Genomic DNA, 13,752 nt, shown 5'->3' with positions numbered 1-13,752 from the left:
ACACCCGCTCACACGACGAAAAGCCTAGAGGCAGCGCGGCGCCTCTAGGCTTTTCGCAGGTCGCGGGCTCGGGCCCGGGTCGCAGGTCAGGACCGGGCGGTCACTCCTGCCACCAGTCCTCGTCCTCCTCGTCGGACTTCTTGGCCTGGCTCTTGGCGGGCTGCTGCTTGGCCTGCGAGGCCTGCTGGCCCTGGGACGAGGCGGGCTTGGCGGGCTCGGAGGCCGACAGCTCCGGCTTGGGCGCCGGGGCGGCGATCTCCTCCGGGGCGCCCATCGCCGGTGCGACGCCGCCGATGAGCTGGCGCAGCTGGTTGAGGTGGCTGGTGATGCTGTCGCGCTGGCGGGTCAGCTCGTCCACCTGGCGCTGGGCCGCGGTGCGGATGCGGTCGGCCTCGGCCTTGGTCTCGGCGAGCAGCTGCTCGGCCTGCGCCTTGGCCTCGGCGATGACCTGGTCGGAGTTCTTGCGCGCGTTGGCCATGAGCTGCTTGGCGTGCTGGTCGGCCTCACGCCGGGTCTGCTCGGCCTGCTGGGTGGCCTTGGCGGCGCGCTGCTCGGCGGAGGCGGCGCGCTGCTCGGCCTCGGCGACCAGCTTCTGCGTGGCGGCCTGGGCGGCGGCGTGCCGCTCGGCGTCCTGCCGGTCGGCCTCCTCGCGCCGGGCGGCGAGCTGGATCTCGAACTCGGCCTCGGCCTGGGCGCGCTGGGCCTCGCTCTCCTCCAGGATCCGCTGGGCCTGGGCGCGCATCTCGTCGGCCTGCCGCTTGGCGGTGGTGAGGATCTCGTCGCGCTCGCGCTTGGTGGACGCCCGCAGCTGGGCCACCTCGCGCTCGGTGGTGGTGCGCAGCTTGGCGATCTCGCGCTCGGCGGAGGCGCGCTTCTCGGCCACCTCGTGGTCGGCGGTGGCGCGCAGCTTGGCGACCTCGCGCTCGGTGGTGGAGGTCAGCTCGTCGGCCTCGCGGCGGGCCGCGGTGCGGGTCTCCTCCGCCTCGCGCTCGGCGGCGCTGCGCATGTCGTCGCACTCGCGCTGCGCGGTGGCGCGCAGCTCGGCCGCCTCGTTCTCGGCGGTGGCGCGCAGCTCGGCGGCGTCCACCTTGGCCGCGGCCTTGATCTCGTTGGCCTCGGACCGGGCGGCCTGGACCAGCTCGGTGGCCTGCTCCTCGGCGAGCCGCAGCAGCTGCTCGATCCGGGCGCCGAGGCCGGAGTAGGTCGGCCGCTCCTGCTCCTGCAGCTGGCGATGCGCGTCCGACAGCTCCCGCTGCAGCGCCTGGGTCTGTTCGCGGGCCTGGCGGACCTCGTTGTCGAGCGCCTTGATGTGCTCGTCGACCTGGTGCCGGTCGTAGCCGCGAAGCACCACGTCGAACTCGCGCGGGGGCGTGTCTTCGAAAAAGTTGCTGAGCTGGGCGTCGATGTCGGACTGCATAGGGCTCAATCCTGATGTGACGGGGCTACGTGGGGTTCCGGAACCGGTTGATCGCCTGGCTGAACGGGCGCGCGGGCCCCAGACCTCTTCCGGCGGAAGAAGCGTACTCCCGCCACTGCCGTGTTGGGGGCTCATCTTAACGCGCTGCGCAGTTTGTCGTATTTGTCGCTGCGCTCCGCGGTGCCCCGGATACGTGGGCGTCTACCCTTCAAACACACCAAACGTGGTCGAATCGTCACAGAATCGAGCCCGACGCTCCCTCTTCCGACCGGGTGATATCGAACACATCACGATTCGGGGGTTCGGTCGAACATCACTCCCGTCCGCCGCGTCTCAGGCCCGTCACCGCCCCTGCGGGCCCTGCGCGCCCTTCGTCGTTGCGCCGCCCCGCCCGCGTCCGCCGCGTGCACCCGCCACGCCCGCGCGTGCGCGCGGACGCGGGCGGCGGCCCGGCGCCCTCAGGCCTTTTTCTGGACCAGCTCGGTGAGCACCCCGTGGCAGTCCTTGGGGTGCAGGAAGTTGATGCGCGAGCCCATGGAGCCGCGCCGCGGCGCCTCGTACAGCACGCGCACGCCCTTGCCCGCGATGCCGTCCGCCTCGTCCTGGACGTCGCCGTCGGTGCCGAAGGCGATGTGGTGCACGCCCTCGCCGTTCTTGGCCAGCCATTTGGCGACCGGGGAGTCGTCCCGGATCGGCTCGATGAGCTGCAGGTAGCTGGCCGCGCCGTCCCCGGTCTCGTTGATCTTCAGCATGGCCTCCCGGACGCCCTGCTCCTCGTTCACCTCGAAGTGCACGTCGGTGAATCCGTAGGTGGACCGGTAGAACTCCACCGTCGCGTCCAGGTCGTGGCAGGCGATGCCGATGTGGTCGATACGCGTCAGCATGCGCGCTCTCCTCCGCTCTCCGTCCGGGCTGTCCGTCCGGCGGACGGTCGCCTGGGGCCGCCCCCAGGTCGAAAGGGCTCCGCTGGGTATGGTGACAAACGTCGCCGCCGACGTCTGTGGAGGCCCCTGTCATGACCGTTTCATCCGTGATCGTCGCGGGAGCGCGCACCCCCATCGGCCGCCTGATGGGGTCGCTCAAGGACTTCACCGCAGCCGACCTCGGCGCCCTGGCCATCAGGGCGGCGCTAGAGCGCTCCGGGATCACCGGCGACCGGGTGCAGTACGTGATCATGGGCCAGGTGCTGCAGGCCGGCGCCGGGCAGATCCCGTCCCGGCAGGCCGCGGTCAAGGCGGGCATCCCGATGAACGTCCCGTCGATCACCATCAACAAGGTATGCCTGTCCGGACTGGACGCGATCGCGCTGGCCGACCAGCTGATCCGGGCCGGCGAGTTCGACATCGTGGTGGCCGGCGGCATGGAGTCGATGACCCGGGCGCCGCACCTGCTGCCCAAGTCCCGCGGCGGCTACAAGTACGGGTCGATCGAGGTCCTGGACCACATGGCCTTCGACGCGCTCACCGACGCCTTCGACCGCATCTCGATGGGCGAGTCGACCGACCGGTACAACGCCCGGCTCGGCATCACCCGCGAGGAGCAGGACGAGTTCGCCGCCCGTTCGCACCAGCGCGCCGCCGACGCGATCAAGAACGGGCTGTTCGACGCCGAGATCGTCCCCGTGGAGATCCCGCAGCGCAAGGGCGACCCGGTGCTGTTCACCGCCGACGAGGGCGTGCGCGGCGACACCACCGCCCGGACCCTGGCCCGGCTGCGCCCGGCGTTCGCCGCCGACGGCACCATCACCGCCGGGTCGTCGTCGCAGATCTCCGACGGCGCCTGCGCGGTCGTGGTGATGTCCAAGGCCAAGGCCGAGGAGCTGGGCCTGCCGTGGCTGGCCGAGATCGGCGCGCACGGCAACGTCGCCGGGCCGGACAACTCGCTGCAGTCCCAGCCCGCCAACGCGATCAAGCACGCGCTGGGCAAGGAGGGGCTGGACGTCGCCGACCTGGACCTCATCGAGATCAACGAGGCGTTCGCGGCGGTCGCCGTGCAGTCCATGCGCGACCTGGGCGTCGGCCCCGAGAAGGTCAACGTCAACGGCGGCGCCATCGCGCTGGGCCACCCCGTCGGCATGTCGGGCGCCCGCATCGTGCTGCACCTGGCCCACGAGCTGAAGCGGCGCGGCGGGGGCGTCGGCGCCGCCGGCCTGTGCGGCGGCGGCGGACAGGGCGACGCGCTCATCGTGCGCGTGCCCGCCTCGTGACCCGCCGCCTCCTGGCGTCCGCCTGAAGGGCGGGGAACGGCCCATGCCGCCGGAACCGGCGGCATGGGCCGGAGCCTTTCACCGCGCGGCGGTCTGGACGTCGACGGTCCTGAAGCCCAGCGCGCGCAGCATGTTCTCCAGCATGAGCCTGGCGTTGTGGTCGGCGCGCTCGCGCAGCCCGCTCTGCGCCGCCGCGTCCTGGATCTTCTGGGCGGCCAGCATGTACAGCTGCCGCTGGTCGTTGGGGTTGCCGCTGAAGAAGTCGCCCAGCCGGTCGATCAGCCCGCGCTCGGTGGTGAACACGTGGCTTTGCCGGGGGTCGAGGGCGGCGGCGGCGAGCTGGGCGCGGGGCAGCCGCACGGTGGCGGCCGTCCGGTCGGCGTTGACGGTGATCGCGCCCGAGCCGAGCCGGGAGAAGTCCACGTAGGCGCTCACCGAGCCCTGCCCGACGAACAGCGTGCGGGACCCGCGCACCGCGCTGGGCAGGAACTTGGCGTCCTTCTCCAGGTCCACGATGACCTGGAAGTTCCCGCTGGCGGCCTCGTAGCGGGACAGGTCGCGGATGGACTGCAGCAGCACCGGGCCGCTGCGGTCCTTGGTCTCCTCCTCGAAGGGGTTGAGCGAGCCGGGCAGCAGGCGCAGCGCCTGCTGGGCGACCAGCACCACCGCAACGGTCGCCGCTATGAGAAGCACGGACATGCCGATGCCGCGCCGGGACGCGCTCCCGAAGGCGGCCGGCCGTGACGCGGGGGCGTCCTCGGTGTCCGAGGGGGGGCTGCGAACGTGCCATGCCACAGGACATTCCCGGCGGGACCCCAAGGTCACCTCACTACGGCGCGGTATCGCCTCACCGACAGTCCGGGCGGCTGTGATCGGAACCATAGCCGCGGCCGAAACCCGGCGGCCGGGCCGGAACGTTGGCCGGACGTGGACATCGTGCGTGCTCTCCGCGTCGTCTCGATCGCCGAGGCGATCTCGTTCCTGGTGCTGCTGCTGATCGCCATGCCGCTCAAGTACATGGGCGACATGCCGCAGGCCGTGTCCGTGGTCGGCCCCATCCACGGGGTGCTGTTCATGGCCTACATCGGCCTGGCCGTCGTGGCGCGCGAGCAGCTCGGCTGGGACTTCAGGCGCACGGTCCTCGCGCTGGCCGCCGCGGTCCTGCCGGTCGCCCCGTTCCTGGTCGAGCGGTACTGGATCCGGCCCGTCGGCGAGGGGGCGCCGGCGGAGGAGGCCGCCTGACCGTCCGCCGGGCTTCCGCGTGACCACGACGGGACTCGGGGGCTCGACGTGGTCACGCGGAGAAGGCCCGGTCAGCGGAGGCCGCCGTACGGGCGGCGGGGCACGACACCGTGGCGCGCCGCGGTCCGCCCGGGGTGGACGACGGTCCGGCGCGACGTCCGCGTCGGATAGGGGCGCGTGGAGTCGCGGCGCGCAAGACCGCGGCGGGTGAGGCCGGGGCGCGTCGAGGACGGCCGGAAGTGCCCGGGGCCGAGCGCGCAGTGCCGGTAGTCGGTGTAGTGGCGGCGCAGCCAGGCGCGGCGCGTCTCCTCGCGCCAGCCGCGGAAGCGCCGCGCGGCCGCCCTGTCGGAGATGTCCGGCGGTTCACGTCCCAGCAGCCAGGCGTCCACCAGCGCGCGGTACTCGGCGGCGGCGGGGTCGAGGGACGCTGCGCACGCCCGCCCGTCCACCAGGGCGTCCTGGATCTGCCGCACCGCGCGCGCCTCGAAGCCGGGGGACAGGTCCCTCAGGTGGACGACGGCCACACCGCCCGCGACGCGCGCGGGCTCCCGTTCGGGGCGCTGCTCGACGCGGTTGAACGCGGACGGGGTGCCCGCCAGCCGGGCCGCCAGCGGGGTCGCCGCGTTGGACAGGGCGGGCAGGGCATTGCGCAACGCCGGGTGGACGCAGACGGTCAGGGGCCACTCCCGGCAGGCGAGCTCGACGGGCGCGGGAGCCGCCGCCTGCCCGTGGGAGGCACGCAGCCCCACGGTGCCCACCGCGGTCAGCGCCAGGGCGGCGGCCACCGGCACCGCCACCGCGGCGCGCCGGTTGGCCCACCCCACGTACGCCAGCACCAGCGCCGCGATCAGCCCCAGCGACCACAGCGTCTGGTCGGCCAGCACGCGCGTGCGCAGACCCGTGAACAACGGCACCTGGGGGAGCGCGGCGGGCGGCAGGAGGCTCCACCACGACGAGCCGGGGGCACGCGCCACCGCCCACAGGCACGTCACCACGGCCACGGCCACCGCTGTCGGGGGACGGGGGAACAGGCGTCCGGCCAGGTAGCCCAGCACCACGTGCAGGACGAGTGCCGCCGCCCCCGCCGCCGCCCCGAGGGGATGGAGGCGGCCCGCCTCGCCGCGCGCCAGCGTCTCCGCCACGATGACGGCGGTCACCGCCCCGTACGCCGCCAGCGCCGCCGCCGCCAGCAGCGCCAGGTCGTGCAACGCGCCGGTGGCCGGGGACCGGGTGGTGAGGTCGCGCAGGAAGTCGAGCCTGCGTTCGCGCAGGGCCGCCCATGCCGCCAGCACCGCCGCCGCCGGGCCAAGGACGCGGACCGTGTTGACCAGGGCCACCACGGAGTTGTCCCAGTAGCCGACGTTGGGGCCGAGGCTCAGCCACGCGGTGACCGTGCCGATGGCGGTGAGCGCCGGTACGGCCAGCAGCAGCGCCGTACGGCGGGCGTCCAGGCGCAGCACCCGTCCCAGCTCGGACACGCGGCCGAGCTCAGACACCGGCGCCCGTCCTCAAGGCCAGCCGTTGGACGCGGTCGCGCGGCGTCTGCGGCCGGGGCGCCGGGGAGGCGTCCACCGGTGCGGGCGCCCCGCCCACGCCCGAGCCGGGGACGCGGCGGGGCGAACGCGTGGGCAGGTCGGTGATCCGCCCCCGCGACAGGGCGAGCAGCCGGTCGCACCACCCGGTGAGGAGCTGCGGGGCGGGGGCGGTGATGACGACCGTGGGCGCCAGCGAGTGCAGCAGCGGCATGAGCTCGGCCAGGTCCGCGAGATCCGCCTGGTCCGCCGGATCGCCGTAGGGAAAGCGGGCGTCCGCGCCCGTGCGGGCGTGCGCCCCGCCGCCCCGCCGGGAGGACGGGCCCCGGGCCGGCGCGCCGCGCCGCGCGGACGCCACGCCCAGCGGGTCGTCCAGCAGCACCAGCTCCGGCTCGTGCACGCAGGTCGCCGCCAGCCCCGCGCGCAGCCGCACATCGGGCGGCAGCAGCGCCAGTTCGGTGGCCGCGGTGTCGGCGATGTCGAAACGCCGCAGCGCCGGCCGCACGGCCGTGCCGCGCATCCCTTTGTAATACGCGGCATAGGCGACGAACTCCGCGGCGGTCAGATTATCCGCCCAGTGGAATCGGCCGGGAAGATAACCGATCCGCGCCCGGGCCGCACGCAGATCCGCGCAATTGGCGGTGTCGCGGCCGAGAATCCGCAGCGCCCCGACCTGCGGTCTGCGCAGTGTCGCGAACGTGGCCAGCAGAGTGGATTTACCGGTACCCGGCGGTCCGGCCAGCCCGGTCACGCCCCCGGCGATGCCGAAGGCCGCCGGGCGCAGGAGCCACCGCCCCCCGCGGCGGACTCCCATCCCTCGGGCCACGATCGCGGAATGCTCCGCGATCAAACTCCTACCCCCCGTTGTCGCGTCGTGCCGTTCCTGCGGGGCGGTCCCCGCGGGCGGACGGTGCGGCCGGAAAAACGCGGGGACCCCGCCCCCGCGGCGCGACGCCCCGTCGGCGTCCCCTCCGCTGCCGCGGCCGCGCCCGCTCCGAACCCCTCCCGGGGGCGGGCGGCGTGCCTCTTTGCCGTCGCGCCATGCATCGACATCGCGACTATAACCGCGCTTGGCGATAGCTGTCAGCCGTCTTTTTGCTGCCGCGCGGAACGGCCTGGATTCTTTGCTCTGCGCACCAAGAGGAGACTTCGGAAAATGTTCCGCTCTGTCCGGGCCGGGTGCGGAGCGCGCCGTCCGGACGGCCGCCGAAATGTCGGAAAAAATGCCGGGCGGGTCGCCCGCCCGGCCGCCCCTTTGATCGAAATGGCGCCGATTCCCGGCGGCGGGCGGGGCGGCCGGGACCCGCAGCGGGCGCCGGGCGCCGCGCCGGAAGGTCCGCTGGGAGCGGACGGGCGCACGGACCGGGGCCGCGATGGGGCAGGATGGACCCATGCCTTCTCGGGACTTTTCGTTGCACGGGGCCATCGATCTGGGTGCCCGTCAGGCGGCCGTGAAGCGGCAGCAGGAGCGTCAGGCGGCCGCGGAGGCCGCGGGGGGCGGCGCCGCGGCGAACGGCGCCGCCGGCGGCCCGTACGTCGTGGACGTCACCGACCAGACCTTCAACGCCGAAGTGGTCGACCGGTCGCGCACCGTTCCGGTGCTGGTCGACTTCTGGGCCGAGTGGTGCGGACCGTGCAAGCAGCTCGGCCCCATCCTGGAGAAGCTGGCGAACGAGGCAGCCGGCCAGTGGGTGCTGGCCAAGGTCGACATCGACGCCAACCCGCAGCTGGCCGCGTACATGCAGCAGATGGGCGTGCGCGGCATCCCGTTCGTGGCCGTGGTGGTCGCGGGGCAGCTGCTGCCGTTCCTCAACGGCGCCGCGCCCGAGCCGCAGGTGCGCCAGGCCCTCGATCAGCTGTTCGACGCCCTGCGCAAGGAGGGCATCCTGCCGGAGGCCCCGGCGGGCGGTGCGGGTGCGACGGGCGAGTCCGCCGCCGGCCAGGTGTACGGCGAGGCGGAGGAGGCCCTGCAGAAGGGCGACCTGGACGGCGCCAGGGCGGCGTTCCAGCGGATCCTCGACCGCAACCCGCGCGACGGCGGCGCCAAGCGCGGCCTGGTCCTGGTCGAGGTGAGCCGGCGGGTGCGCGGAGTCGACGCCCAGGGCGCGGTGCGGGACGCCGATGCCAAGCCCGACGACGTCCAGGCGCAGCTGCTGGCCGCCAACGTGGAGGCCGTCTCGGGCCGGATCGACGCCGCCTTCGACCGCCTGCTGGGCGCGATCCGGCGCACCGCCGGCGACGACCGCGACGCCGTCCGCAAGCACCTGGTGGAGCTGTTCGACCTGCTGCCGCCCGACGACCCCAGGGTCGGCAAGGCGCGCCGCAGCCTGCAGGCCGCCCTGTTCTGAGCGCCTGCCCGCGAGCGCGCCGGACCGGCGGCCCCCGGCCGTCTCCGGCGGTGCGGCGCCCGCCGGGCGGCCCGCACGCGCGACCGGTCCGGCGGGGAGCGGCGTGCGCCCACGCGGGCTGCCGGGGCCGGGGTCGGGGCGGCGCGGACACGGCGGGGACGTGGCGGGGAGGCCGGGCCCGGTGTGCGGAACAGAGCATGATGTCTGTGCCCTCCGAACGCGATGTTGAGCGTATCCTCGGAGGCGATGACCGCGCCCGGGCGGCCTGCGTGAAGCACTTCCACAAGCACTTGCACCGGGTCGGCCCCGCCGTTCCGCGGCCCTGCCGTCTTCCGGCCGCCGGCACCCGCGTCCCCGAGCCCACCGTTGCCGGGCCCGTCGTGACCGCGGCCCCGGCGTTGGAGGCGACCGGTCCGCGGGGCGCCGCGAGGACGGGCGACGGAACCGCCCATACCGTCCTGACGTGGGACGATGAGGCGGATCAAGAGGGACCCCACAGCTAAGGGAGCAGTCGTGGCCAGCGTGCCCAGCGTGTCGTACTCCATCACCGTCCGGCTGGAGGTGCCGGCCGGCGGCAAGGCCGTCAGCCAGATCACGCACGTGGTCGAGAACGCCGGCGGCATCGTCACCGCCCTCGACGTCAACACCGCCGGGCACGAGACGCTGCGCATCGACGTCACCATCGCCACCCGCGACACCGAGCACGCCGAGGCGATCGTCGGCGCCCTGGAGCAGCTCGACGACATCACCATCCACAAGGTCAGCGACCGCACCTTCCTCATGCACCTGGGCGGCAAGATCGAGATGCAGTCCAAGGTGCCGCTGCGCACCCGCGACGAGCTGTCCATGGCCTACACGCCGGGCGTGGCGCGGGTGTCGCTGGCCATCGCCCGCAACCCCGAGGACGTGCGCCGGCTGACCGTCAAACGCAACAGCGTGGCCGTGGTGACCGACGGGTCGGCCGTGCTGGGCCTGGGCAACATCGGCCCGGAGGCGGCGCTGCCGGTCATGGAGGGCAAGGCCGCGCTGTTCAAGCGGTTCGCCGGCATCGACGCCTGGCCGATCTGCCTGGACACCCAGGACACCGACGAGATCGTCCGGACCGTGCAGATCCTGGCCCCCGCGTTCGGCGGCATCAACCTGGAGGACATCTCCGCGCCGCGCTGCTTCGAGGTGGAGGCCCGGCTGCGCGAGCTGTTGGACATCCCCGTCTTCCACGACGACCAGCACGGCACCGCGATCTGCGTGCTGGCCGCGCTGACCAACGCGCTGCGCGTGGTCGGCAAGGAACTGGGCGCGGTGCGCATCGCGATGGCGGGCGCGGGCGCGGCGGGCACCGCGATCCTGCGGCTGCTGCTGAACGCCGGCGCCAAGAACGTGGTGGTGTGCGACTACCGCGGCGCGGTGCACACCGGCCGCGACGACCTGGACGACTCGCTGCGCTGGATCGCCGAGCACACCAACGCCGAGGGCTACGCGGGCGACCTGCGCGGCGCGGTCAAGGGCGCCGACGTGTTCATCGGGGTGTCCGCGCCGGGCATCCTGACCGGCGAGGACATCGCTGCGATGAACGACGACGCGATCGTGTTCGCGCTGGCCAACCCCGAGCCGGAGGTGTCCCCCGACGAGGCGCGCGAGCACGCCGCCGTGGTCGCCACCGGGCGCAGCGACTACCCCAACCAGATCAACAACGTGCTGGCCTTCCCCGGCGTGTTCCGCGGCCTGCTGGACGCCCAGGCCAGCGGCGTCACCCAGGACATGCTGCTGGCGGCCGCCAAGGCGCTGGCCGAGGTCGTCACCGACGAGGAGCTCGGCCCCAACTACATCGTGCCGAGCGTGTTCCACCCGGAGGTCAGCCACCGCGTCGCGGGCGCCGTCCGGGAGGCCGCCGGCGGCCGCCCCCGCACCGAGGCGTGACGGGCGCCGTCCGGCGCCCGGGACGGGGACGCGTCACCGGCCGCCGGTCTTCTTGGCGAAGATCTGCTCGCGGCGCCGCGGCCAGATGCCGCCGTACCAGAAGATGATCGCGCCGGTGACCATGGCGGCGGTGCCGGTGGCGGCGCGCGCCCACAGCACCGTGGAGTCGGCGCCGGTGTGCGGCAGCTCGTCGGTCGGGCTCGGCGCGGGGGTGCCGCGGCGGCAGTTGGCGGTGATCGTCCGCTCCCGCACCGGCCGGTTGCGCCAGGTGACCTCGATGCGGGTGCGGCGGTCCTCGCGCAGGGTGAGCTCGGTGGTGCGGGACGCGCCGGGGCCGAGCCGGCCGGCCACGGCGGCCGACCCGTCGTTGCGCTCGATGGCGTAGTCCTCGGTGCCCTTGCCGGTGTTGCGGACGGTCACCTCAACGGTGCGGTCGGGGCAGTCCACCGCGCCGAACGTGACGGTCAGCGGCGCGGTGCCGGGCGCGGAGGTGCGCGTGGTGCGCGTCGCGCTCGGCGAGGCGCTGCGGCTCGGCGACGACGTCGTGCGGCTCGGGCTGGGGCCGGCCGAGCCGTCGTCACCGCCCTTGCCGCGGGTGCCCGACGGCGACGGGCTGCCCGACCCCGAGTCGCCCGGGCTGGGCGTCGCCGAATCGTCCGGGCTGGGCGACGACGTGGACGCCGCCGGCGCCGACGCCCGGGTGATCCCGGTGATGTCGGTCAGCCAGGGCAGCGCGAGCAGCAGCCCGATGACGAAGAATACGGCGGCGATGAGGACCCTCGGCAACTGCATCGCGTTCCTCCCGGCCCGTCGGCTGGTTCCCGGCGCTCGGCGATCCCGAGTAGATCATTCTTAACCCGGCCCCGCGTTCTGCCGATACCCCGGGCGATAGGGATGCGTAACAGGCTAACCGCGCGGGGGGCGTGCCGCCGGGGCTCCGGGCAACGCATGATGGTTGCCATGGAAGACGGCATAAGGGTGGGGCAGCTGCTCGTGGCCACCCCGCAGCTGGACGATCCCAACTTCCGGCGCAGCGTCGTCCTGGTGGTCGAGCACGACGCCGAGGGCGGCACGCTCGGCGTCGTCCTCAACCGGCCGACCGAGGTCCCCGTCGACCGGGTGCTGCCGCCGTGGGCGGAACTGGTGACCGGGCCGTCGGTGGTGTTCCAGGGCGGGCCGGTGGCGCTCGACAACGCGCTGGCGCTGGCGCGGCTGCCCGGCGAGGGCGAGCCGCTGGGGTGGCGCGCCCTGGACGGCGCGTCGGAGGTGGCGCGGGTGGGCCTGGTGGACCTGGACGCCCCGCCCGGCCTGCTGGCGCCCGAGCTGCTCCAGTTGCGGGTGTTCGCCGGGTACTCCGGCTGGTCGGCCGGGCAGCTGCTGTCGGAGATCGAGGAGGGCGCGTGGTACGTGGTTGCGGCCGAGGCGGGCGACGTGTTCGCCGGCGACCCCTCCCGGCTGTGGCGCGAGGTGCTCCGCCGCCAGGGCGGTGACCTGGCGTTCGTCTCCACTTTCCCCGACGACCCGGCCCTCAACTAAGGTGTTGGGGTGAGCGAGGCGACGGGCCGCCCGGCGGCGCGCAGCCGAGCCCGGCCGATGGGCCGCAGCGGCCCGGTCGGCCAAGATGAGCACAGCATTCCTGCGGACGCGGCTTCGGAGCCGCTGGGCGAGGAGGCCACGTGAGCACGAAGATCCTTCCCGAGAGCGACACCCGGCCGGATCTCTCGCACGGCGACGGCGACCACGAGCGGTTCGCCCACTACGTCAAGAAATCCAAGATCACCGAGAGCGCGGTGACCGGCACCCCGGTGATCGCGCTGTGCGGCAAGGTCTGGGTGCCCAACCGGGACCCCCAGAAGTACCCGGTGTGCCCGGAGTGCAAGGAGATCTACGAGTCCCTGCCCAAGGGCCACGACAGGGACCAGTGAGCGCGGCCGCGCCGCCCGGGGATGACGGTCGGCGCGGCGCACGGGCGTGCATGACGTGATCTCGCGGTCGGCGGGCAGACCGGCCGCGAGATCATGAGTTTTTGGATTCGGGGGATCGATGAAGCGGCTCGGCAGGGGTTTGCGCTGCTCACTTGTGGTTACTCTCTGTGCACTGTCCCTTGCGTATGGCGATGCCCGGGTCGTCCGCCGGGCCGCGCCGGCGAGGCCCGCCTGCGACGACACGCCCGGCCGCGCACTGCCGGGCCGCGGGGCGCTGCGCCGCACGGGCGAACCGGGAGGGCCGGGCGACCCGCCCGTCCGCGACCGCGCCGACCTCCCGCCGGCCCAGGTGCGGGCGATGCTGGACGACTACCGCCGCACCCTGCGCGCCCGGTTCGGCACCGACGACGAGCGGCTGCTGGAGGCCCGGTGGCGGCGCCGGCGGGTCGTCATCCCGGTCCGCTTCCACGTGGTGACCGACGGCCGGAGCGGACGCCTGTCGCGGGCCACGGCCAAGCAGCAGGTCGCCACCCTCAACGCCGCCTACGGCGGCCGGTGGGGCGGCGCCGACACCGGCATCCGGTTCCGGCTCCAGAGCTACGACGTCACCGTCCACCCCGGGTGGTTCGCCCACCCGCACGCACACGAACGGGACATGAAGCACCGCCTGCGCGGCGGCGGGCCCGGCACCCTCAACCTGTTCACCGCCGCCGTCGGCACCGACGTGCTCGGCTTCTCCACCTTCCCCCAGTGGTACCGCGGCGAACCGGACAACGACGGCGTCATCGTCGACCACCGCAGCGTGACCAACGGCTCCCTGCGGCACTTCGACCGCGGCTACACCGTCGTCCACGAGGTCGGGCACTGGATCGGGCTGTTCCACACCTTTGAGAACGGCTGCGAGGTCCCCGGCGACGACGTGGGCGACACGCCGTACGAGGCGTGGCCCGCCCAGGGCTGCCCGCGGAGCAAGGACACCTGCCCCGAGCCCGGCAGCGACCCTGTGCGGAATTTCATGAACTACGGCTGGGACGACTGCATGCGCGAGTTCACCGCTGGTCAGGGAAGGCGTTTGCGCACGTTGTGGGCGGCGTATCGGGAGCCGCGGCGGACGGCTTCCGCGCGCGGTGGGGCGCGGTTTGTCGGTGAGTCTGGGTAGCCTTCG

General features: G+C 73.8%; 14 protein-coding genes. 8 read left to right on the top strand and 6 right to left on the bottom strand.

The features are described 5' to 3' along the window. Window positions 1-100: 100 nt before the first annotated feature. The gene (locus QSK22_RS16710) at window positions 101-1,417 is read right to left on the bottom strand and encodes a DivIVA domain-containing protein (RefSeq protein WP_285495108.1); all 1,317 of its coding nucleotides are present in this window, start codon (window positions 1,415-1,417) and stop codon (window positions 101-103) included. A gap of 458 nt (window positions 1,418-1,875) precedes the next feature. Further along, window positions 1,876-2,301, bottom strand: coding sequence for a methylmalonyl-CoA epimerase (mce, locus tag QSK22_RS16705; RefSeq protein ID WP_285495107.1), 426 nt, complete (start codon window positions 2,299-2,301; stop codon window positions 1,876-1,878). A 131-nt stretch (window positions 2,302-2,432) separates the two neighbouring features. On the opposite strand from mce, the gene QSK22_RS16700 reads away from it, so the two are divergent. Continuing rightward, window positions 2,433-3,623, top strand: coding sequence for an acetyl-CoA C-acetyltransferase (locus QSK22_RS16700; protein WP_285495106.1), 1,191 nt, complete (start codon window positions 2,433-2,435; stop codon window positions 3,621-3,623). Between the two features lie 78 nt (window positions 3,624-3,701). Here the strand turns inward: QSK22_RS16700 and QSK22_RS16695 are convergent, their stop codons facing one another. Beyond that, window positions 3,702-4,322, bottom strand: coding sequence for a DUF4230 domain-containing protein (locus QSK22_RS16695; protein WP_285495105.1), 621 nt, complete (start codon window positions 4,320-4,322; stop codon window positions 3,702-3,704). 228 nt (window positions 4,323-4,550) lie between these two features. Here QSK22_RS16695 and QSK22_RS16690 point away from each other — a divergent pair, with 228 nt between their 5' ends. Further along, complete coding sequence (locus QSK22_RS16690) at window positions 4,551-4,865, top strand: DUF3817 domain-containing protein (RefSeq protein WP_285495104.1); 315 nt, start codon at window positions 4,551-4,553, stop codon at window positions 4,863-4,865. A 71-nt stretch (window positions 4,866-4,936) separates the two neighbouring features. Here QSK22_RS16690 and QSK22_RS16685 read toward each other — a convergent pair whose 3' ends face one another. Together QSK22_RS16685 and QSK22_RS16680 are read right to left on the bottom strand one after the other, a co-directional pair. After that, window positions 4,937-6,361 (bottom strand): hypothetical protein, encoded by a 1,425-nt coding sequence (locus tag QSK22_RS16685; protein WP_285495103.1) that lies wholly within the window; start codon window positions 6,359-6,361, stop codon window positions 4,937-4,939. Then, window positions 6,354-7,211 (bottom strand): ATP-binding cassette domain-containing protein, encoded by an 858-nt coding sequence (locus QSK22_RS16680; protein ID WP_285495102.1) that lies wholly within the window; start codon window positions 7,209-7,211, stop codon window positions 6,354-6,356. Before QSK22_RS16680 ends, QSK22_RS16685 begins: the two co-directional genes overlap by 8 nt. A gap of 637 nt (window positions 7,212-7,848) precedes the next feature. Here QSK22_RS16680 and QSK22_RS16675 point away from each other — a divergent pair. Continuing rightward, the gene (locus QSK22_RS16675; RefSeq protein WP_285495101.1) at window positions 7,849-8,745 is read left to right on the top strand and encodes a tetratricopeptide repeat protein; all 897 of its coding nucleotides are present in this window, start codon (window positions 7,849-7,851) and stop codon (window positions 8,743-8,745) included. A gap of 513 nt (window positions 8,746-9,258) precedes the next feature. Then, the gene (locus QSK22_RS16670; RefSeq protein WP_285495100.1) at window positions 9,259-10,662 is read left to right on the top strand and encodes an NAD-dependent malic enzyme; all 1,404 of its coding nucleotides are present in this window, start codon (window positions 9,259-9,261) and stop codon (window positions 10,660-10,662) included. A gap of 33 nt (window positions 10,663-10,695) precedes the next feature. Here QSK22_RS16670 and QSK22_RS16665 read toward each other — a convergent pair whose 3' ends face one another. Further along, window positions 10,696-11,454 (bottom strand): hypothetical protein, encoded by a 759-nt coding sequence (locus tag QSK22_RS16665; protein ID WP_285495099.1) that lies wholly within the window; start codon window positions 11,452-11,454, stop codon window positions 10,696-10,698. Between the two features lie 168 nt (window positions 11,455-11,622). On the opposite strand from QSK22_RS16665, the gene QSK22_RS16660 reads away from it, so the two are divergent. The 4 genes from QSK22_RS16660 (at window position 11,623) to QSK22_RS16645 (ending at window position 13,746) form a co-directional block, all read left to right on the top strand. After that, on the top strand, window positions 11,623-12,198 hold the full coding sequence (locus QSK22_RS16660; protein WP_285495098.1) for a YqgE/AlgH family protein: 576 nt from the start codon (window positions 11,623-11,625) through the stop codon (window positions 12,196-12,198). A 9-nt stretch (window positions 12,199-12,207) separates the two neighbouring features. Beyond that, complete coding sequence (locus QSK22_RS16655) at window positions 12,208-12,342, top strand: hypothetical protein (RefSeq protein ID WP_285495097.1); 135 nt, start codon at window positions 12,208-12,210, stop codon at window positions 12,340-12,342. After that, a complete protein-coding gene (locus tag QSK22_RS16650) occupies window positions 12,339-12,587 on the top strand; it encodes a DUF3039 domain-containing protein (protein WP_285495096.1) in 249 nt (82 codons plus the stop codon). Before QSK22_RS16655 ends, QSK22_RS16650 begins: the two co-directional genes overlap by 4 nt. Window positions 12,588-12,945: 358 nt before the next feature. Continuing rightward, window positions 12,946-13,746 (top strand): zinc metalloprotease, encoded by an 801-nt coding sequence (locus tag QSK22_RS16645; RefSeq protein WP_285495095.1) that lies wholly within the window; start codon window positions 12,946-12,948, stop codon window positions 13,744-13,746. The last annotated feature ends 6 nt before the right edge of the window (window positions 13,747-13,752 follow it).

Origin of the sequence: Actinomadura sp. NBRC 104425 (genome assembly GCF_030269545.1) — a bacterium.
GTDB classification, from domain to species: Bacteria; Actinomycetota; Actinomycetes; order Streptosporangiales; family Streptosporangiaceae; genus Spirillospora; species Spirillospora keratinilytica.
Note: the sequence above shows the minus strand (reverse complement) of the source record. Positions and strands in the feature narration are given on the sequence as shown.

What these genes read in the sequence shown, in the direction of transcription:
- QSK22_RS16710 (WP_285495108.1), bottom strand. Translation starts at nt 1,417, where the DNA reads ATGCAGTCCGACATCGACGCCCAGCTCAGCAACTTTTTCGAAGACACG.
- mce (WP_285495107.1), bottom strand. Translation starts at nt 2,301, where the DNA reads ATGCTGACGCGTATCGACCACATCGGCATCGCCTGCCACGACCTGGAC.
- QSK22_RS16700 (WP_285495106.1), top strand. Translation starts at nt 2,433, where the DNA reads ATGACCGTTTCATCCGTGATCGTCGCGGGAGCGCGCACCCCCATCGGC.
- QSK22_RS16695 (WP_285495105.1), bottom strand. Translation starts at nt 4,322, where the DNA reads ATGTCCGTGCTTCTCATAGCGGCGACCGTTGCGGTGGTGCTGGTCGCC.
- QSK22_RS16680 (WP_285495102.1), bottom strand. Translation starts at nt 7,211, where the DNA reads ATGGGAGTCCGCCGCGGGGGGCGGTGGCTCCTGCGCCCGGCGGCCTTC.
- QSK22_RS16665 (WP_285495099.1), bottom strand. Translation starts at nt 11,454, where the DNA reads ATGCAGTTGCCGAGGGTCCTCATCGCCGCCGTATTCTTCGTCATCGGG.
- QSK22_RS16660 (WP_285495098.1), top strand. Translation starts at nt 11,623, where the DNA reads ATGGAAGACGGCATAAGGGTGGGGCAGCTGCTCGTGGCCACCCCGCAG.
- QSK22_RS16645 (WP_285495095.1), top strand. Translation starts at nt 12,946, where the DNA reads ATGCTGGACGACTACCGCCGCACCCTGCGCGCCCGGTTCGGCACCGAC.